The following is a 20630-nucleotide window of genomic DNA, read 5'->3' as shown; positions in this document are numbered from 1 at the left end:
GTGAAGATCAATCACTAATTGAAAATTCATACCTTTTAGGTATAGAACGTTTAGTCATCAATTGACCTTCTTTACGTCGAGTTTTGTTTTTATTCTTGTTATGACATAGGAAGTAATGAAAAGGTTGCGAGAGAGATTGGACTTAGTTAGTTTGGTTGGAAATAAAGCACTCAAAAGTTATTTTAGACGTCTAGATTTCTAAAGTTACTATGATAGGATGGCTACAACAGCAAGGAACGAGGCAGTATTGTGGTAAGCAGCATTAGACAAGTGATTGAGACTCAATTGAAAAAACGCATCCTACTTATTGATGGTGGGATGGGGACGATGATTCAAGGCTATAAGTTGGAAGAAGCCGATTATCGAGGGGAACGTTTTGCTGATTGGCCATCCGATCTTAAAGGTAATAATGATCTTTTGGTTTTATCTCAACCTGAACTCATCAAAGAAATCCATAGTGCTTACCTAGAAGCGGGTGCCGATATCCTTGAAACCAATACATTTAACGCCACTACGATTGCGATGGCCGATTATGATATGGAATCTTTGAGTGATGAGATTAACTTCGAAGCGGCGCGCCTTGCTCGCGAAGTCGCTGATGAGTGGACGGCAAAGAACCCGGACAAACCAAGATTTGTTGCCGGAGTTTTAGGCCCGACAAACCGAACGTGTTCAATTTCTCCCGATGTGAATGATCCCGGCTACCGCAACGTCTCATTTGATGAGCTCGTTATTGCATACTCTGAGTCTACTCGAGCCTTGATTAAAGGTGGTTCGGATCTTATTTTGATCGAAACTGTATTTGATACGCTGAACGCTAAGGCTTGTGCGTTTGCGGTTGAAACGGTACTTGAAGAGCTTGATGTCGATTTGCCTATTATGATTTCGGGGACCATCACCGATGCGTCTGGACGGACGTTATCCGGACAAACCACCGAAGCTTTTTATAACGCATTACGTCATGTCAATCCTATCTCGTTTGGTCTTAACTGCGCGCTAGGCCCTGATGAACTGCGTCAATACGTGCAAGAAATTTCCCGTATTGGTGAAGGCTATATTTCCGCTCACCCTAACGCAGGTCTTCCTAACGCATTTGGCGAGTATGATTTATCGCCTGAAGACATGGCAGAGCACATTGGTGAATGGGCACAAAGTGGCTTTCTAAACTTAGTCGGGGGGTGTTGTGGAACCACTCCTGAGCATATTCGTCAGATGTCGTTAGCCGTGGAAGGCGTAACACCTCGTGCATTACCTGATATTCCTGTGGCTTGTCGGTTGTCAGGTTTAGAGCCGCTAACCATAGAAAAAGACAGTTTATTTATTAACGTCGGTGAGCGAACCAATGTGACAGGCTCCGCTCGTTTTAAGCGTCTCATCAAAGAAGAGCTCTATGATGAAGCACTCGAAGTCGCACGTCAGCAAGTTGAAAACGGTGCACAGATCATCGATATCAATATGGATGAGGGCATGCTAGACGCTGAAGCCTGCATGGTGCGATTTTTAAATCTTTGTGCGTCAGAGCCTGAAATCTCCAAAGTACCGATTATGGTCGACTCCTCTAAATGGGAAGTGATTGAAGCGGGATTGAAATGTATCCAAGGTAAAGGGATCGTTAACTCGATTTCGTTAAAAGAAGGCAAAGAAAAATTTGTCGCGCAAGCTAAGTTGATTCGTCGTTATGGTGCGGCCGTCATTGTGATGGCATTCGATGAAGTGGGCCAAGCGGATACTCGTGAAAGAAAAATTGAAATTTGTACTGAAGCTTATCGCGTGCTGGTGGATGAAGTGGGTTTCCCACCGGAAGACATCATTTTCGACCCTAATATTTTCGCAGTTGCGACAGGGATTGATGAGCATAACAATTATGCCGTCGATTTTATTGAAGCCGTCGCAGATATCAAACGAGATTTGCCTCACGCCATGATCTCCGGTGGGGTCTCGAATGTTTCGTTTTCATTCCGTGGCAACAACTACGTTCGTGAAGCGATTCACGCGGTGTTCCTTTACCACTGTTTTAAAAATGGTATGGATATGGGCATCGTCAACGCGGGTCAGTTAGAGGTTTATGACAATGTTCCAGATAAGCTTCGTGAAGCGGTTGAAGACGTAGTCTTAAACCGTCGCGATGATGGAACAGAGCGATTGCTGGACATTGCCTCTGAATATGCGAATAAGGGTGTGGGTAAGGAAGAAGATGCCAGTGCACTGGAGTGGCGCACTTGGTCGGTCGAAAAACGCTTAGAGCATGCGTTGGTAAAAGGCATAACCGAGTTTATTGTTGAGGATACCGAAGAAGCGCGCATTAATGCCGAAAAACCACTACACGTCATTGAAGGTCCGTTAATGGATGGTATGAATGTGGTTGGTGATTTATTTGGTGAAGGCAAAATGTTCCTACCTCAGGTAGTGAAGTCCGCTCGAGTTATGAAGCAGGCGGTGGCACATTTAGAACCTTTTATTAATGCGATGAAAGAAGCGGGCTCTACCAACGGTAAAATATTGCTTGCGACGGTAAAAGGCGATGTTCATGACATCGGTAAAAATATTGTTGGCGTTGTACTGCAATGTAATAATTACGAGATCATCGATCTTGGCGTCATGGTGCCGTGCGAAAAAATATTGAAGGTAGCTAAAGAAGAAAACGTCGATATTATTGGTCTGTCAGGATTGATTACCCCATCGTTAGATGAAATGGTGCATGTTGCTAAAGAAATGGAGCGACAAGGCTTTGACCTACCATTGCTCATCGGTGGCGCCACGACGTCTAAAGCGCATACCGCTGTTAAAATTGAACAAAATTACAATCAGCCCGTTGTCTATGTTAACAATGCATCGCGGGCGGTAGGCGTGTGTACTTCGCTACTGTCGAACGAGTTGAAACCAGATTTTGTTAGCAAGCTCGATATTGATTATGACCGTGTACGTGATCAGCATAATCGTAAGAAGCCAAGAACCGCGCCAGTCACACTTGAGCAAGCTCGAGACAATAAAGTCGCGATTGATTGGGATAGTTATACGCCTCCAGCACCATTAAAACCTGGCATTCATATTTTCGATGACTTTGACGTTGCGACGTTGCGAGAGTATATCGATTGGACGCCATTTTTTATGACGTGGACACTAATGGGTAAGTATCCGAAAATCTTTGAACATGAAGAAGTTGGTGAAGAAGCGAAGCGCTTGTTTAAGGATGCGAACGATATGCTCGATCGTGTTGAAAAAGAAGGACTTCTGAAGGCGCGAGGCATCTGTGGTTTATTTCCTGCTGCCAGCGTTGATGACGATATTGAAGTATATACCGATGAGTCACGAACCGAAGTCAAACAGTTATTGTGTAATCTAAGACAGCAAACCAAGAAACCTAAAGGTTTTAACTACTGTCTATCAGACTACATTGCACCGAAGAGCAGTGGTAAGCATGACTGGATAGGTGCCTTCGCTGTAACGGGCGGAATTGGAGAGCGAGAGTTAGCTGATGAATATAAAGCGAATGGCGATGATTATAATGCGATTATGATTCAAGCCGTTGCTGACCGCCTAGCAGAGGCATTTGCGGAATACTTACATGTCCGTGTTCGTAAAGACATTTGGGGTTATGCTCCCGATGAGTCATTGGATAACGAAGATCTGATTCGTGAAAAATACCAAGGTATTCGACCTGCGCCGGGTTACCCTGCATGTCCTGAGCACACAGAGAAAGGGCCGCTTTGGGATTTACTTCAAGTGGAAGAATCTATCAATATGTCGCTAACAACAAGCTATGCTATGTGGCCAGGAGCGTCGGTGTCTGGTTGGTATTTTTCCCACCCAGATTCGCGTTATTTTGCCATAGCTCAAATTCAAGAGGATCAATTGTTGAGCTATGCAGATCGCAAAGGCTGGGATAGGCTTGAAGCTGAAAAGTGGCTGGGACCAAATATAAACTAACGCGAGTGTGTCTGAAGTAGACAATCAAAAAACGGCTCATAAAGAGCCGTTTTTTTCTGGATGAAAATGCGTCTATCAAGACTGATGGTTTTTAGGGAAGACCTTAACCATTTTTATTCGGTTTTCTTCTAGTTCGACAATTTCCATTTGGTGCTCGGCCACTTCGATACTTAGATGGCTTTCAGGAATATCTTCTAAGTGCTCAAGCATTAAGCCATTAAGCGTTCTTGGACCATCGGTGGGTAGTGACCACTTTAATCCTTTGTTGATGTCTCGTATATTTGCGCTGCCTTCGATTAAGAAGCTGCCATCGCCTTGTGGTGAAATTTCTTCAGCTAAGGTTGGGGCGATAGAAGTGGTAAATTCACCAACAATCTCTTCTAAGATATCCTCTAGCGTTACAAGACCGTTGATGTCGCCATATTCGTCGACGATAAGACCAATCCGCTGTTTATTACGCTGAAATTTTAGCATTTGTACGTTGAGGGGAGTGCCTTCCGGAATAAAGTAGACTTCATCGGCGCTGCGCAACAGTGTCTCTTTAGTGAATTCATTTTTTTCTAGCATAAGACGATAAGATTCACGAAGTCTTAGCATACCGACAACTTCATCTATTTGATCGCGATAAAGTACCACTCGACCGTGAGGGGAGTGTGTTAGCTGGCGCACAATAGATTTCCAATCATCATTGATGTTGATACCGGTGATTTCATTACGTGGAATCATAATGTCGTTTACGGTGACATGTTCAAGATCCAAAATTGAAATCAGCATGTCTTGGTGACGTCTAGGGATTAATGACCCGGCTTCATTAACCACGGTACGTAATTCATCAGAGCTTAAGTGGTCTTCATCATTGTGGTTAGCTTTAATGCCAAGAAGTCGAATAAAGCCGTTAGTAATGAAGTTAACCAGAATGACGAGAGGAGAGAGTAACTTCATTAAAATGGTGAGTAAGATGCTGCTCATGAAGGATACTCGCTCGGGATAGAGAGAGGCCAGAGTTTTTGGGGTGACTTCCGCAAAGACTAAAATAACAAGGGTCAAGGCGCCCGTTGCTATCGCGACACCAACATCCCCATAAAGACGTAAGCCAATAACGGTTGCAATTGCAGACGCGAGAATATTGACGAGGTTGTTTCCGATAAGGATTAATCCTATCAGGCGGTCTGGACGATTTAATAATCGTTCAACGCGCTTTGCGCCTTTATGACCCGTTTTTGAGAGATGTTTGAGTCGATAGCGATTCAAAGACATCATCCCTGTCTCTGAACCAGAAAAATAGCCGGAAATTACAATCAGACCTGCGAGAATCGCAAATAAAATACCGGTCGAAATGTCGTCCAAAACGTAGCCGTTCCTTTAATAATAGTATTGGTCAATTAATGAGCGAGTTGACGCTTGATGTCAATGCTACTTTTGAATAACAGTGAGCAAGGCGTCATTCTGAATTAGTTGAGTATGATTTCTTGAACAAAGCGACTACCAAAGTACGCTAAGGTGAGCAATGTTGCGCCAGCAATGGCAAACCAAGTCACTTTTTTACCACGCCATCCCTTATGGTAGTGACCCCAAAGCAGTACAGAATAAATTACCCATGCCATGAATGACAGGATACCTTTGTGCGCCTTGCCTTGAGCAAACATATCTTCGACAAAGATGAAACCTGTGATCAGTGTGGCACTGAGTAGAGCGGTTCCAATTAAAATGATCTTGAAAAGTTGCCTTTCCACCATCATTAATGGGGGTAAGTTCGGGTTGATGCCCAACGCTTTCTTATTTTTTAGTTTGTGATCGAGCCAAGCAAGTTGGATAGCATAAAGAGCCCCAATGGATAACGTGGAATACGAAAATAATGCTAATGCAATATGAAGCAATAGCTTTGGATTATGTTCTAAATGGGTAATGAAGGCGGTCGGTACAAATGCCGCGACGGATAAGTTGATAGCGGCAAAGCTGTAGACGACAGGCAGTAAAAACCAAATGCGCGTTTTCATCATAGCCGCACTCATAAAGAGTGAAATAATAAAGCCAATCAGTGAGGCGACATTTAGGATGCTAAGGTTTTGTCCAGAGCCACTTAGGATAAGATCACTTAGCAACCAGGCATGACATAGCAGGGCTAGCGAAGCACTGATGAGAACAGTTTTCGTGCGGATCCCGACTTGTTGAACCAAGCCTGGGATGATGGTAGCGATAGCAAGCGCATAAAAAATGGCTGCAGATGTTGCGATTAAACTGTCCATTTTGCCTAAAAATCTATGGTTTAGAGCTTGAATTATACCCTGCATCGACCCAATGAGCTACGGCATATGTAAAAAGTATTGATTAGTATTTGATCTTGTTAAGTATGACTCTGATCGCTGGCTAAGGTATACTCACCATAATTGATCGCAATTTTTAAGCGAAGAGAAAAAAATGTTTGAGAATTTAACGGATCGTCTATCCAAAACGCTGAAGAACATCAGCGGTAAAGGTCGTTTGACCGAAGAGAATATTAAAGACACGTTACGCGAAGTTCGCATGGCGCTTCTGGAAGCGGATGTGGCATTGCCTGTGATCCGCGAGTTCATTAAAGGCGTTAAAGAACGTGCCGTTGGTGTTGAGGTGTCTAAATCGCTGACACCAGGCCAAGAGTTCATCAAGATTGTTCAAGCAGAGCTTGAGTCTGTGATGGGCGAATCGAATGAAGCTTTAGATCTTGCCGCACAGCCACCTGCCGTTATTTTGATGGCAGGTTTGCAAGGTGCCGGTAAAACGACCAGTGTTGGTAAGCTTTCAAAAATGCTCCATGAGCGTGAGAAGAAGAAAGTACTGGTTGTGTCTGCCGATGTTTATCGCCCGGCGGCGATTAAACAGCTTGAGACATTGGCGAGTGATGTAGGCGTTGATTTCTTCCCTTCATCGGCAGATCAAAAACCGATTGATATTGCCAACAATGCGATTGAGCATGCGAAGAAAAAATTCTACGACGTATTGATTGTTGATACGGCGGGTCGTCTCGCGGTTGATCATGAAATGATGGAAGAGATTCGCGATCTTCACGCGGCTATCGATCCTGTTGAAACGCTATTCGTTGTTGATGCGATGACCGGTCAAGATGCTGCGAACACGGCAAAAGCGTTTGGGGACATGCTGCCATTAACGGGTGTCGTTCTTACCAAGGTTGATGGTGACGCACGTGGTGGTGCTGCGTTATCGGTTCGTCATATTACCGGTAAGCCGATTAAGTTCTTGGGTGTGGGTGAAAAAACTGACGCGCTTGAACCTTTCCACCCGGATCGTGTGGCATCGCGTATTTTAGGCATGGGTGATGTGCTGTCGTTGATTGAAGACCTACAGCGTAATGTCGATACCGAAAAAGCCGAAAAAATGGCTAAGAAGTTTAAGGAAAAGAAAGGTTTTGACCTTGAAGACTTCCGTGAACAGCTTGGCCAAATGCAAAATATGGGTGGAATGATGGGAATGATGGACAAGCTACCAGGCATGTCGAACGTCCCAGATAATGTTAAAGATAAAGTTGATGACAAAATGTTTAAGCAGATGGAAGCCATCATCAACTCTATGACGATGAAAGAGCGCCAGCGTCCAGAGCTTATTAAAGGCTCACGCAAAAAGCGTATTGCTGCAGGTTCTGGTACTCAAGTTCAAGATGTTAATCGTCTTCTTAAGCAGTTTACCCAAATGCAAAAGATGATGAAGAAGATGCAAAAAGGTGGCATGCGCGGCATGATGCGTAATATGCAAGGTATGATGGGCGGTGGCGGCATGGGCGGCGGCGGTGGTTTTAACCCATTTGGACGCTAATTGACATGCTGTTCATAGAATGAGCTAGCTAACACAGCTTCTCTACCCATTTTGAAATTCGGGTTGCTCACAACGATGTGAGTAACCCGTTTTTATATCGCCAGCTTCTACCTAAATACAACCTATCAAAGATGTCAGTTATCACGGTGAGTGACGGCTTGTTTGTGAGCGGAAATTATAGAACGATTGTTGGTTTTTTAATCATGAGTTGTGTTTAATTTCTCATCGTTGTGATGTTACTTTTCAAACTGTTAACTCAATCACACTACAAAGCTCTCGTTTGTGCTGGTGAAAAAATAGCTAAATACCTTGCATTGAAACGGAATAAGAGTAAAATTCCGGGGCTTTATTTTGGCACGAGACCTCAGGTTTTTCATAAGAGAAACGCTTCTGAGGTCATTTTTATTATTGAGAAAGCAAAGAGGACGATATGGTAACCATTCGTTTGGCACGTCACGGCGCGAAGAAGCGTCCATTCTATCAAATCGTAGTAGCGGATAGCCGCAATGCTGCAACTGGTCGTTTCATTGAGAAAGTAGGTTTCTTTAACCCAACTGCTCAAGGTCAAGAAGAAGGCCTACGTCTAGATCTAGAGCGCGTTAACCACTGGGTTAGCCAAGGCGCTACAGTTTCTGACCGCGTAGCTAAGCTAGTTAAAGACGCTCAAAAAGCGGCTTAATTATTAGCTCAGTAAGCAGTATGTCGATGAAAGGTAAAGACACGATGAGTAACCAAAGCGAAAGAATTGTTGTAGGTAAATTAGGTTCTACTTATGGCATTCGTGGATGGCTGAAAGTTTTTTCCTATACAGACGATCCTGAAAACCTTTTTGATTACAGCCCTTGGTATATTAACCAAAAGGGCAAATGGGTTGAGGTTAAGGTTGAAAGTTGGAAGCGCCATAACAAAGGTATGGTGTGTAAGCTAGAAGGTTTAGAGGTTCGAGAAGAAGCTCACCTACTGACTAACTTTGAAATCGCAATCGACCCAGCGGTGCTGCCTGAGCTGTCAGAAGATGAATTCTACTGGCGTGAATTGTTTGGCATGAAAGTGTTTACAACAAAAGGTTACGACTTAGGTGAAGTAACTGACATGTTAGAAACCGGTTCAAACGATGTTTTGGTAGTGAAAGCAAATCTTAAAGATGCTTTTGGGCAAAAGGAACGGTTGGTACCGTACCTTGAAGAGCAAGTGATCAAAAATGTTGATCGCGAAGCTCGACGGATCGAAGTTGACTGGGATCCTGGATTCTAATCCAGTAGCTGGTAACCAACAGAGCGAGAGAACAGATGTGGGTTGGCATAATTAGCCTGTTTCCAGACATGTTCCGCAGCGTTACTGACTACGGAGTAACAGGTCAAGCGGTTAAAAAAGGTTTATTGTCTATTGAGACATGGAATCCTCGAGATTTCACTCATGACAAGCATCGCACTGTCGATGATAGACCTTACGGTGGTGGTCCAGGTATGTTGATGATGGTTCAGCCTTTGCGCGATGCCATTAAAACTGCCAAAGCTGCATCACCGGGTAAGACGAAAGTGATTTACCTATCTCCCCAAGGTCGAAAGCTCGATCAGCAAGGGGTAGAGGAATTAGCGAAGAACGACAACCTAGTGTTGATATGTGGTCGCTATGAAGGGGTAGATGAGCGCATCATCCAAACTGAAGTTGACGAAGAATGGTCAATTGGAGATTTTGTGATGACGGGTGGGGAGATCCCAGCCATGACGTTGATTGACTCAGTGTCTCGGTTTGTTCCGGGAGTATTGGGTGACTTTGCGTCAGCAGAAGAAGACTCTTTTGCAAATGGTTTGTTGGATTGTCCGCATTACACGCGCCCTGACGTGTTGGACGGACTGGAAATACCAAGTGTATTAAAGTCTGGAAATCACAAAGACATTCGTCGCTGGCGACTACAACAGTCGTTGGGCCGTACTTGGCTAAGAAGACCGGAACTCCTGGAAAACCTAGCTCTGACTGACGAACAGGAACAATTACTGGCTGAATTTGTCAAAGCGTATCGTTTAGATGAAAAGTAAGCAGTAACCTATTTATTTTAGTATCAGTTTATTCTAGGAATTTAAGAACATGAGTAACATCATCAAGGCTCTTGAAGAAGAGCAAATGAAATCAGACCTACCTAAATTTGCACCAGGTGACACTGTTGTAGTTCAGGTTAAAGTAAAAGAAGGTGACCGTGAGCGTCTACAGGCATACGAAGGCGTTGTAATCGCTATTCGTAACCGTGGTCTTCACTCTGCATTCACAGTTCGTAAAATCTCGAACGGTGAAGGTGTAGAGCGTGCGTTCCAAACTCACTCTCCAATGGTTGATAGCATCGAAGTTAAACGCCGTGGTGCAGTACGTCGTGCCAAGTTGTACTACCTACGTGAGCGTTCTGGTAAGTCAGCTCGTATCAAAGAGAAACTTACTAAGAAGTAATGCTATTAGACTAGCGTTCTCAAATAAAAACGGAGCCCAATGGGCTCCGTTTTTTTATTGTACGTCATCTTTATTTTTAGTCTCTGGGGGAAACCAGCCCCTAATATTACGATACAAGCCCCCCCAATATCACGATAATAGTAGGGGCCGAATGAGATAGCGCTGTGAAGACGGTTAGGTGAGGAGTACGGTGGCTAAGCCAAGGAAGACCGATAAACCGATCACATCGGTAATCGTCGTCAATGCCATGCCGCCTGCAAGCGCTGGGTCAATATTCAGTTTCTTCAAGAAGATAGGGATCGTGACTCCAGCAATACCTGCCACCAGTAAGTTGGTTAGCATGGCGGCTGAAATAATGCCTCCTAGCATCCAGTTTCCTTTCCACGCCACGACAATACCACCAATAATTAATGCCCATAATATGCCGTTTAGAAAGCCTATCGCCGCTTCTTTCAGTAAAAGTTCTCGCTTGTTACTGTCACCAATGTGACCTAATGCAAGGCCTCTAATGACCAAGGCGACGGTTTGGTTCCCTGCAACCCCTCCCATTGAAGGTACAATGGTCATCAGCACGGCGATAGCTGCCATTTGCTCTAAGGTGGCTTCAAACATATTAGAAACAGAAGCCGCAGCAAGTGCCGCTAGGACATTGGCGCCCAGCCATACGCTTCGGCGCCTTGCTGATTTGACGACTGGAGCGAATGTATCTTCATCGTCATCCATCCCTGCCATGCTCATCATTGAGTGTTCGGCGTCTTCTCGAATAATATCGACAACATCATCGATAGTAATACGACCAACAAGGTGGTGGTCACTATCTACTACTGGCGCTGAGACCCAGTCTCGACGTTCAAATAAGGATGCGACATCAGAGTCACTGGTTTCCACATGGATAGCCTCGTCAGCGTCATCCATGACATCAATCACCTTTACGTCGGGTTGAGTGGTCAAAATGGTACTGAGAGATAAGTGTCCTATTAGCATGCTCTCTTCATCGATGACATAGAGGGCATCCGTCGCTTCAGGGAGCTCCCCTCGCATGCGAAGGTAGCGAAGTACCACATCGACATCGACATCACCACGAATAGTAATTACGTCAGTGTTCATGATGCCGCCGGCACTGTCTTCCGGGTAGGAAAGGGCGGTCTCTACACGCTGCCTGTCAGCCGTGTCCATTTGGGAAAGTACTTCTCGTGAGACGTCATCAGGCAGGCTTCGCAAAACATAGGCGACATCATCGGTGTCCATGCCTTCTGTTGCTTCCGCCAGCTTCTCTGGTGCCATTTTAGACACAAGGTTATCTTTGACGTCTTCATTTAATTCATCAAGAATTTCGCCGTAGTCTTCAGGGTCGGTAAGTTGCCAAAGGACGTCGCGACTTTTACGAGGGGAGGCCTCGAGAAGGTGGGCAATGTCTTCAGGTTCCATATCCTGAAGCTGTCTGCGTACGTAAACAAAGCGACCATTTTCTAGCGCTTCACTTACTTCTTGGAGCGTTTGGTGAGCTTGGTCGAATTCTATTTGCTCTGCCATGGCTACCCCTTGAACTTAACTGCTTTAATGTACTGAATATTAGCCTAATTCTACACGTTAATTAATAACAACGTATAAATGGCAGTGCGAAATTTTTACTCGCTAAGAATTGGCTTACTCATCTTCATCAAAACGATGTTCAACCAGTTCGCAAACCGCCTGTAGGGCTTGCTCAGCTTGTTCTCCATCGGCTTTGATAGTGATGAATTCACCTTGTGCGGACTCTAACATCAGTAGCCCCATGACACTGTCCGCCGTCGCTTCTTTTTGTTCGTGATTACAAACGGTAACGGTAGCATGAAAGCTTTGTGCGAGTTCGACGAGTTTGACGGCTGCACGTGCGTGCAACCCTAAACGATTTTGAATCAAAACAGTTCGGGATGTCGACATGAAAGGTTCCTATTGATGATGTTCTAGCGAAGCATGCCGTATTTGGACCTGATGCCCGCTTTGAGCAAAGTACTCACCAATTTGCTGAGTAATGTAGACTGAGCGGTGTTTGCCCCCTGTGCAACCGATGGCGACCGTTAAGTAGCTGCGGTTGTTTTTCTCTAGTAATGGCAACCATCGTTCTATGAAGTTTTGGATTTGTAATTTCAGCTCAATGACTTCAGGGTGTGACTCGAGAAATGATTTGATCGGGGCATCAAGACCAGTGAGTGGTCTTAGCTCAGGTTGCCAGTGAGGATTGGGAAGAAAGCGCACATCAAATACGTAGTCGGCATCGTTGGGCATCCCATATTTGAATCCAAATGATTGGAATACCATCACTAATTCTTTTTTCTCTTTGCCTTCTAGTTCGATGCGGATGGTTTCACTAAGATCGTGAATAGAGCGTTCACTAGAGTCGATCAAGTAGTCGGCTTGCTCTTTGATTGGCTTTAACAGTTTGTGCTCAAGATCAATCGCTTGCTCGAGAGAGAGTTTTTCTTTTTGTTGGGAAAGCGGGTGAATCCGTCTTGTCTCGCTATAGCGAGTAAGGAGAACCGATTTTGTCGCATCGAGAAATAATACTTTTACGTCGTGCTGCTTAGCCAATTCATCAAGCTTTATGCTGAGTTGGTTTAAATTTTCTGGTAGGTTTCTAATATCAATGCTGACCGCAACATTTTGTTGAGAGTCTTGAGTACTCTCAACAAAATGATCAAGCAAATCGACGGGTAGGTTATCTACGCAGTAGTAACCAGAGTCTTCTAGTACCCTAAGAGCAACGCTTTTCCCAGCACCAGAATGCCCACTCACAACAACCAATCGCATAATTTTGACTCTGTATAATTAGTGGCTAACGATAATATCGTAAAGCTCTTGATCGCTTTGGGCTTTACGCAGTTGTTTAAGCACCGCTTTGTCGTTCAAGCGCTCTGCCATACACGACAGAGTCTTAAGGTGCTCTTTACATTGAGCATCAGGCACTAGCAGCGCAAACAGTAAATCAACAGGTCGATTATCTATTGAATCAAATTCAACAGGTTCTTGGCACTGTAACAGGATGGCGACAGCTTTATCGCTATCTTGCATTCGCGCGTGAGGGATCGCAATACCATTTCCGATACCAGTACTGCCGACTTTCTCTCGATTTAGCATGCACTCAAACAATTCTGTTGAGTTTTGACCCGTCTGTTCAGCCGCAATTTCACTGATGATTTCAAGGGCGCGTTTTTTACTCGTACAAGGGACTGCACTTTTTGTGCAGTCCAGAGTCAATACTTCACTTATTTGCATGTTAGTGATTACTTATTTTTTCTTTGTGCTTATTCAATTGTCGGACAAGCTTGTCAACGAGTGAGTCGATCGCCGCGTACATACTCTCGTCTTCTGCTGTCGCATGAATTTCAGCTTGATTTATGTGGAGCGTAGCTTCAGCGATCTGATTTAATTTTTCAACACGTAATATCACTTGAATGGTATTTATATGATCAAAAAAGCGTTCTAGTTTCTGAAATTTACTATTAACGTAGTCTTGCATGGACTCAGTAAGATCAACATGGTGGCCTTGGATTTGAATTTGCATAGACTTTCCTTTTTGGTTGTGGGCCTTAAAGTAGGCGTTTGCGCTGACTTGAAGGTGCGATGCCTAACGACTCTCGATACTTTGCTATAGTCCGTCTAGCAACTTGGATGCCTTGGTCAGCTAGCTGAGCTGCGATTTTACTATCGCTCAATGGCTTGGCTGAATTTTCACCAGCAACAAGCTTCTTGATAAGGGCTCGAATGGCGGTAGAGGAGCACTCACCACCATTGTCTGTTGATACATGGCTTGAGAAAAAATATTTCAGTTCAAAAATACCACGTGGCGTATGCATATACTTCTGTGTGGTTACCCTAGATATTGTTGATTCGTGCATATCAACCGCTAACGCAACGTCATTCAATACCATAGGTTTCATCGCTTCTTCTCCATATTCAAAGAAGTCGTGCTGATGTTCAACAATACATTTCGCGACTTTGAGCAGAGTCTCATTTCGACTCTCTAGGCTTTTGATTAGCCATTTGGCCTCTTGCAGGTTTGAGCGAATATATTGGCTATCTGGGCTATTCCCGGTACCTAGCTGCGCGTATTGTTGATTGACCTTTAATCGAGGCACACTGTCAGGGTTAATTTGTACGACCCACTTACCGCGGTCTTTAAAAACAGAGACATCAGGGACCACATACTCGGTTTCATCTGGCGTAATCTTGCTGCCGGGACGAGGATCGAGTTGTTGAATAAGCTGTAGGACTTCTCGAAGTTCTGTTTCTTTTAGCTTAGTCTCTTTAATCACGAGTTTGTAATCACGATTGCCCAATTGGTCAATATGATGGGCCAAAATCAGTCGGGCCTCATGCAACCACGGGGTATCTTCAGGGAACGTGGCCAGTTGCAGCAAGAGGCAATCTTGTAAATTAACGGATGCAACACCTAATGGATCAAATTGCTGAATACGTTTACGGACCGCTTCTACTTCGTCAAGTTCAAGATCGTCAATATCAACACTTTCGAGTAACTCCTCACACGATTGAGTGAGATAGCCTTGGCTATCAATCGCGTCGATAACCGCTAAAGCTATGGCTCGGTCAGTGTCGGAAAACGGAGTAAGGTCGAGTTGCCAGATTAGGTAGTCTTGAAGAGATTGCGTGGTTTCGCCTTGGTAGATAGGCAGGTCGTCGTCCAAACTAATACCCGTGTTACCAGTATTAGCGCTGTATACATCATCCCACGTGGTATCAATTTCTAAATCAGTAGTTATTTCAGAGGACTCGATGAGTTCAGAGCTGTCTTTCGGCTCAGGCTCGTTTGTTGCTTCAAGACTGGAGTCCTCTTTTTTTTCTAGGCTAGTCTTTTCTTCATTAGCGCTAGTTTCTTCTACTGACTCTTCAACATCAAGTAGCGGGTTAGAATCCAAGGCTTCTTGAATTTCTTGTTGAAGATCGAGTGTAGACAACTGCAATAAGCGAATGGCTTGCTGCAGTTGTGGCGTCATTGCTAACTGTTGACCTAGCTTGAGTTGTAATGAGGGTTTCATGCAGTCTTGTTGGCCTATTAATAAATGTTCTACCTGACTATTAAATCATAGTCGGAATTGTTCTCCGAGATAAACCTGTTTTACATGTTCATTATTGAGAACATCTTCCGGTGTTCCTTCGGCGATCAGGTGACCTTGGCTGACAATGTAGGCTTTTTCACAAACATCAAGTGTTTCACGCACGTTATGGTCTGTGATTAAAACGCCGAGACCTCGGTCTCTTAAGTGTTCGATAATCTTTTTAATATCAATAACCGAGATAGGGTCAACCCCGGCAAAAGGTTCATCGAGCAAGATAAATTGCGGGTTAGCGGCTAATGCTCGAGCAATTTCGACACGGCGGCGTTCACCACCAGACAGTGCCATACCAGCACTTTTACGGATATGCTGAATACTAAATTCTTCGAGCAAGTCTTCTAAACGATCCTGACGCTCCTCTTGCGTCAACTCGTTACGGGTCTCTAGTACCGCTAAGATGTTATTTTCAACGCTTAGTTTTCTAAAAATAGACGCTTCTTGCGGTAAATAGCCAATGCCCATTTTCGCGCGGCTGTGCATCGGTAAAATACTGATGTCTTCGTCATCGATGGTAATTGACCCTTCGTCTCGAGGAACTAGCCCAACGATCATGTAGAATGAAGTGGTCTTACCCGCACCATTAGGACCGAGTAAGCCGACAATCTGACCTGACTCTACGGAGAGGCTCACGTCAGACACGACCTTTCGATTTTTATAGCTTTTTGCCAGGTGAGTTGCTTTAAGTAGCGCCATAATCGAAATATTTACTCTTGAGCTTGTTGAGGTTGAAGAACGGTAGATACTCGTTCATTAGCGTTACCATCAGCAATAAGTTTTTGTGATGATATTCGATAGCGAATTTTGGTGCCTCGAATAATGCTGCCATCTTGCGATAGCATGGCTTGGTTCGTCATCGTTAATTGATCCGCTTGCAAGGCATAATGTAACGCCTTTGCTTCGCCGTACAAGGTTTTACCGTCGTCAGTTAACTGTGAGAAAGTCGCTAAATTACCATATCCTTCAATGACTTGAAGGGCTCCAGTTTTCGCTTCTCTGGTGACTATAATCTTGTCTGCATTAATATTAATGCTGCCTTGTTTTAGTTTTACATCACCAACGAACGTGACTTGATTACTTTTCATATCAAGCTGTTGGCTGTCAGAGTCGATATACACGGGTTGCTCTGTATCCGTAGAGAGTGCGTATGCGGCTACTGGGAACATCAGGCAAAGCCCAAGGCTAAGGTGTGAGAGTTTCATATTTACTATTCACTTTTTTATAGAGCTCTGCGAGGTTGTCTGCGAAGTTTCCTTTCATCGCATCCCCACGCGTTTCAAACTGTGGGCCTAACATAAGAACGTTAGTATCAGCCCAAAAATCACGATTGTCTAACTGAATGCTCATCTGGTCTGTTGATAAAGTATCGAAACCTGAGTCATCAAGCAAATTTCTAGCAATGACATCGTCATAGAGCGTTAGCACATCTTGTTTATCGAGAATGGCTTTTGCCGCTGAAATTTCCCATTCTTGAGTCGTGCCTTGCGCATAGATTTTTAGCACCGGTCGCTCAAACACCGTCTCGCCTTTTTTGGAAAAATGCTCGAGATGGATGGAGTTAATGCTGTAGCTGCGCACACCATTATCGGAATAAGAAATGTTGTGCAGATCTTTACCACTAAAGGCTGGAAGTTCAATATTCGGCGCTACTTGAATCACGCCAGTATCCTCTTTGGTATAGAGATAATACGCGCAACCAAGCGATATGATGAATAAAAGGGTATAAAGAGTACGAGATAGACTCATATACTCAAACCTTTATGACGTTCTAGTTGCCCTTTCGACTCTAAAATAATATCGCAAACCTCTCGTACCGCCCCACGTCCTCCAGGTATAGAGGTGACATAATCTGCCTTTCTTGCCAATAACGGGTGTCCATCAGCCACGCAAACACTAAAGCCAATTTGTTCCATAACCGGCCAGTCAATGAGATCGTCACCAATATACGCCGTTTCGCTGGCGGCTATATTGAGTTTATTACAGATATCTTGGTACGCAATGACCTTGTCATCCTGGCCCTGATAAATCAAAGAAATACCCAAAGCTCTCATTCGGTTTTCAACAATTTTCGATGTTCGACCTGTAATAATGGCGACTTCAATACCCGCACTCATAAGGGCTTTGACGCCATATCCGTCACGAGTATGGAAGGTTTTGAGCTCTTCGCCATCGTTACCCATGTAGACAAGGCCATCAGAAAAGACCCCATCGACATCACAAATAAGCAGTTGCACTTGTGCCGCTTTATTCACAAGGGTGGTAGCGATCGGACCATAAAGTGTTTCGGTCATTTGAGTCATTACATTACCCCCGCTTTTAGTAAGTCGTGCATGTTGAGCGCCCCGACAACTTGATTGTCTTCTAATAGAATTAGGCCATTAATGTTTCTAGATTGCATTAGGTTAAGCCCTTCTGCCGCAAGCATATTTGGTGTTGCCGTAGTCGGGTTTAGCGTCATCACCTCACCGATACTCGTCGTGTGAATGTCAATGCGTTTATCTAAAATGCGTCGCAAGTCGCCATCGGTAAAAATACCCAGTAGCTCACGAGACTCATTGACCACAGCGGTCATGCCTAACCCTTTTTCGGTAATTCTTAGCAGGGCATCGCGGATGAGGGTTTCTGGGGTAACAAAGGGCAATGCCTCTCCAGAGTGCATGATGTCACTTAATTTTAGCAGTAGCTTACGACCAAGCGCACCACCAGGGTGAGAGAGTGCGAAATCTTCTTCACTAAACCCTCTCGCTTCAAGCAGGGCGATCGCTAAGGCGTCTCCCATGACAAGAGTGGCGGTGGAGCTTGATGTAGGCGCTAGACCTAATGGGCATGCTTCTTTAGGCACGGTGATTTGTAAGTGATGATCGGAGAGCTTAGCCATGGTCGAGGTTGGCTTGCCCGTCATGCTTACGGTCGTGATTCCTAGGCGTTTAAAAACAGGGAAAAGACTGATGATTTCATGGGACTCACCAGAATTAGAAATCGCAATAACGAGGTCTTGTGCTTCAATCATACCCAAGTCACCATGCGCCGCTTCACCAGGGTGCACGAAAAAAGCAGATGTCCCCGTGCTAGCAAAGGTCGCCGCCATTTTTTTGCCTATGTGGCCAGACTTGCCCATCCCCATGACAATCACTTTGCCCTGGTGGTTCAAAATGCTATGACAAACCGCTTCAAAATTCGCATCGATGTAATGTTCAAGATTTTGTAGAGCCAAGATTTCCGTATTCAATACGCGCTTTGCTGAACCGATATAATCAAATGAAGGCATAGTGTGACTCCTAAGCTGCCATATTGGCGATGAGGTAGATTTGGTAAGCTAGGAAGCAGGCAAATAAGACAAAGCCTTCTAGGCGATTGATACTGCGAGATTTTCCAAGTGCCATGACCACAAGTAACAGTGACACACCGAGCATGACCCAAAAGTCACGACCCATAGCGTATTCGCTCAATACTGACGGATTTAATACGCCAGGTATGCCCATTACGGCAAGAATATTAAAGACATTGGAGCCAATGATATTGCCGACGGCCATGTCATCTTCGCCTTTTAATACGCCAGCCAAAGAAGCGGCGAGTTCAGGTAAGCTGGTACCAATTGCAATGATGGTTAAACCGATAACAAGGTCACTCATACCAAAATATTGTGCGATGGTCACGGCGCTATCGACGAGACGGTCAGCAGCGATAGGGAGAATAATGAGACCAATAATAACCCACATAGCGGCTTTGCCGTTACTCACCCCTTCTGGAATTTCGGACTCTTGGTCGTCAAGCATGACGTCTCCGCCACTGGCTTTTTCCGCTTTACTGATGTGAAGCATAGCGATGATGAAGGCACCAAATAGCGCAAATAGGATGATGCCTTCATAAAAGCCTAAATGGCTATCCCAAAGTAAAACACCAGCAATTAGTGTGACCGCAATCATCAGCGGGAGTTCACGCCTTAAAATGCCAGACGAAATTGAAAGTGGCTTGATCATAGCGGTGATACCAAGGATCAGCGCTATGTTGGCGATGTTTGAGCCAAGAACGTTACCGACGGCGGTGTCCGTTTTACCTTCTAGGGCTGCCGTTGCTGAAACCATCATTTCTGGCGCAGAAGAGCCCATAGCTAGGATCGTCATACCAATGACTAGCGGTGATATACCAAAGTTTCGCGCTAAAGCTGCGGAACCATAAACGAGTTTGTCTGCACTCCATACTAGAAATACCAGACCAATAATAAGAAACACCACTGCTTCAAGCATGCTTTAGATCCATTCACTTTTATTAAGATATTTGGCGGGTAATTTTGACGGTTTAGCATCCAAAATGGAAGCTAATCAACAAATAAAATGCACAATATGTTTCAGAACCATATACGCTAATAATAGTGGTGAATCCGAGTGCTGCATCAATGATCATGCCATTATCGGTCGGAAATGCGATGAATACTCATACATGTTTGTTGCGGTATCGCGAACCATCATCATTTTAGGGTTTTCATTGTGCGTTGCGAACATTATGATGTAAGGCTCTGCGGATTTGGCTTTATTGATAAGGAACTCTATGTCAAACAATGACTTGGTTTCCGTGAAAGGACTGTCATTCTCTCGAGGTGAACGTGTAATTTTCGATGATATCGAATTGCATGTGCCTAAAGGAAAGATCACGGCAATCATGGGGCCGTCTGGAATAGGTAAAACAACGTTGTTGCGTCTAATCGGCGGGCAGTTGTATCCAGATAGTGGCGAGATCTGGTTTGAAGATGCCAATATCCCCACGTTATCTCGCAAACGCTTATACGACGTACGAAAAAAAATGAGCATGCTGTTTCAGTCTGGGGCACTGTTTACGGATCTTACCGTCTTTGACAATGTTGCTTTTCCCCTTCGAGAGCACACCCAGCTGTCAGAACCATTGATACGAACGTTGGTGTTATTAAAGCTTGAAGCGGTGGGTCTGCGAGGTGCGGCGCAGTTAATGCCAAGTGAGCTCTCGGGTGGTATGGCACGGCGAGCTGCATTGGCACGAGCCATTGCGCTCGACCCCGAACTGATAATGTATGATGAGCCATTTGTTGGGCAGGACCCTATTACCATGGGGGTGTTGGTTGAATTAATTCGCTCGTTAAACACAGCGCTTAATCTTACTTCTATCGTCGTATCACACGATGTCCCTGAAGTCATGTCCATTGCGGACTGGGTATACTTGTTGGCCGACGGGAAAGTCGTCGCTAAAGGCTCACCGGAGGAGCTTAGAAATAACCCAGACCCTAGAGTGCAGCAGTTTTTAGTTGGTGATGCTGATGGCCCTGTGCCTTTTCGTTATCCTGCCAAGTCACTAGAACAGGACCTTTTTTAA

The 20630-nt window shown here is 44.7% G+C and carries 21 protein-coding genes; 7 read left to right on the top strand and 14 right to left on the bottom strand.

The window, feature by feature from the left end:
* Positions 1 to 249: 249 nt before the first annotated feature.
* Positions 250 to 3927 carry a methionine synthase gene (gene metH, locus MD535_RS17620; protein WP_265676354.1) on the top strand — a complete coding sequence of 1226 codons (3678 nt, stop codon included), beginning with the start codon at positions 250 to 252 and terminating at the stop codon, positions 3925 to 3927.
* 75 nt (positions 3928 to 4002) lie between these two features.
* Here metH and MD535_RS17615 read toward each other — a convergent pair whose 3' ends face one another.
* Both MD535_RS17615 and MD535_RS17610 read right to left on the bottom strand, forming a co-directional pair.
* A complete protein-coding gene (locus MD535_RS17615; RefSeq protein ID WP_265676353.1) occupies positions 4003 to 5274 on the bottom strand; it encodes an HlyC/CorC family transporter in 1272 nt (423 codons plus the stop codon).
* A gap of 104 nt (positions 5275 to 5378) precedes the next feature.
* Entirely contained in the window at positions 5379 to 6173 is a 795-nt protein-coding gene (locus tag MD535_RS17610) for a cytochrome C assembly family protein (RefSeq protein ID WP_265676352.1), read from the bottom strand.
* A gap of 172 nt (positions 6174 to 6345) precedes the next feature.
* Here MD535_RS17610 and ffh point away from each other — a divergent pair, with 172 nt between their 5' ends.
* The 5 genes from ffh (at position 6346) to rplS (ending at position 10176) form a co-directional block, all read left to right on the top strand.
* A complete protein-coding gene (gene ffh / locus MD535_RS17605) occupies positions 6346 to 7734 on the top strand; it encodes a signal recognition particle protein (protein WP_265676351.1) in 1389 nt (462 codons plus the stop codon).
* 430 nt (positions 7735 to 8164) lie between these two features.
* Entirely contained in the window at positions 8165 to 8413 is a 249-nt protein-coding gene (gene rpsP / locus MD535_RS17600; protein ID WP_250615891.1) for a 30S ribosomal protein S16, read from the top strand.
* A 20-nt stretch (positions 8414 to 8433) separates the two neighbouring features.
* A complete protein-coding gene (gene rimM, locus MD535_RS17595) occupies positions 8434 to 8988 on the top strand; it encodes a ribosome maturation factor RimM (RefSeq protein ID WP_265676350.1) in 555 nt (184 codons plus the stop codon).
* 35 nt (positions 8989 to 9023) lie between these two features.
* On the top strand, positions 9024 to 9773 hold the full coding sequence (gene trmD, locus MD535_RS17590; RefSeq protein ID WP_265676349.1) for a tRNA (guanosine(37)-N1)-methyltransferase TrmD: 750 nt from the start codon (positions 9024 to 9026) through the stop codon (positions 9771 to 9773).
* A gap of 49 nt (positions 9774 to 9822) precedes the next feature.
* Positions 9823 to 10176, top strand: coding sequence for a 50S ribosomal protein L19 (gene rplS / locus MD535_RS17585; protein WP_265676348.1), 354 nt, complete (start codon positions 9823 to 9825; stop codon positions 10174 to 10176).
* A gap of 174 nt (positions 10177 to 10350) precedes the next feature.
* Here rplS and mgtE read toward each other — a convergent pair whose 3' ends face one another.
* From mgtE to MD535_RS17525, 12 genes are all read right to left on the bottom strand, one after another.
* Positions 10351 to 11709, bottom strand: coding sequence for a magnesium transporter (gene mgtE, locus MD535_RS17580; protein WP_265676347.1), 1359 nt, complete (start codon positions 11707 to 11709; stop codon positions 10351 to 10353).
* 114 nt (positions 11710 to 11823) lie between these two features.
* Positions 11824 to 12099: an HPr family phosphocarrier protein gene (locus MD535_RS17575; RefSeq protein WP_265676346.1), complete on the bottom strand. Its 276-nt coding sequence runs from the start codon at positions 12097 to 12099 to the stop codon at positions 11824 to 11826.
* Between the two features lie 9 nt (positions 12100 to 12108).
* Positions 12109 to 12966, bottom strand: coding sequence for an RNase adapter RapZ (rapZ, locus tag MD535_RS17570; protein WP_265676345.1), 858 nt, complete (start codon positions 12964 to 12966; stop codon positions 12109 to 12111).
* Between the two features lie 18 nt (positions 12967 to 12984).
* A complete protein-coding gene (ptsN, locus tag MD535_RS17565; RefSeq protein WP_265676344.1) occupies positions 12985 to 13431 on the bottom strand; it encodes a PTS IIA-like nitrogen regulatory protein PtsN in 447 nt (148 codons plus the stop codon).
* Between the two features lies 1 nt (position 13432).
* Positions 13433 to 13720 (bottom strand): ribosome hibernation promoting factor, encoded by a 288-nt coding sequence (gene hpf / locus MD535_RS17560; RefSeq protein ID WP_265676343.1) that lies wholly within the window; start codon positions 13718 to 13720, stop codon positions 13433 to 13435.
* A 25-nt stretch (positions 13721 to 13745) separates the two neighbouring features.
* The gene (locus MD535_RS17555) at positions 13746 to 15212 is read right to left on the bottom strand and encodes an RNA polymerase factor sigma-54 (RefSeq protein ID WP_265676342.1); all 1467 of its coding nucleotides are present in this window, start codon (positions 15210 to 15212) and stop codon (positions 13746 to 13748) included.
* A gap of 45 nt (positions 15213 to 15257) precedes the next feature.
* A complete protein-coding gene (gene lptB / locus MD535_RS17550) occupies positions 15258 to 15983 on the bottom strand; it encodes an LPS export ABC transporter ATP-binding protein (RefSeq protein WP_265676340.1) in 726 nt (241 codons plus the stop codon).
* A gap of 11 nt (positions 15984 to 15994) precedes the next feature.
* Positions 15995 to 16489 carry a lipopolysaccharide transport periplasmic protein LptA gene (lptA, locus tag MD535_RS17545; RefSeq protein WP_265676339.1) on the bottom strand — a complete coding sequence of 165 codons (495 nt, stop codon included), beginning with the start codon at positions 16487 to 16489 and terminating at the stop codon, positions 15995 to 15997.
* Positions 16470 to 17033, bottom strand: coding sequence for an LPS export ABC transporter periplasmic protein LptC (lptC, locus tag MD535_RS17540; RefSeq protein ID WP_265676338.1), 564 nt, complete (start codon positions 17031 to 17033; stop codon positions 16470 to 16472). The genes lptA and lptC overlap by 20 nt, the downstream gene beginning before the upstream one ends.
* Positions 17030 to 17587, bottom strand: coding sequence for a 3-deoxy-manno-octulosonate-8-phosphatase KdsC (gene kdsC, locus MD535_RS17535; protein ID WP_265676337.1), 558 nt, complete (start codon positions 17585 to 17587; stop codon positions 17030 to 17032). Before kdsC ends, lptC begins: the two co-directional genes overlap by 4 nt.
* A complete protein-coding gene (locus MD535_RS17530; RefSeq protein ID WP_265676335.1) occupies positions 17587 to 18555 on the bottom strand; it encodes a KpsF/GutQ family sugar-phosphate isomerase in 969 nt (322 codons plus the stop codon). Before MD535_RS17530 ends, kdsC begins: the two co-directional genes overlap by 1 nt.
* A gap of 10 nt (positions 18556 to 18565) precedes the next feature.
* Positions 18566 to 19534, bottom strand: coding sequence for a calcium/sodium antiporter (locus MD535_RS17525; RefSeq protein WP_265676334.1), 969 nt, complete (start codon positions 19532 to 19534; stop codon positions 18566 to 18568).
* 301 nt (positions 19535 to 19835) lie between these two features.
* Here MD535_RS17525 and mlaF point away from each other — a divergent pair, with 301 nt between their 5' ends.
* On the top strand, positions 19836 to 20630 hold the full coding sequence (gene mlaF, locus MD535_RS17520; RefSeq protein WP_265676333.1) for a phospholipid ABC transporter ATP-binding protein MlaF: 795 nt from the start codon (positions 19836 to 19838) through the stop codon (positions 20628 to 20630).

It is taken from the genome of Vibrio qingdaonensis, from assembly GCF_026191675.1.
In the GTDB taxonomy this organism is placed as follows: Bacteria; Pseudomonadota; Gammaproteobacteria; order Enterobacterales; family Vibrionaceae; genus Vibrio; species Vibrio qingdaonensis.
This window is presented reverse-complemented; position numbering and strand designations above follow the sequence as displayed.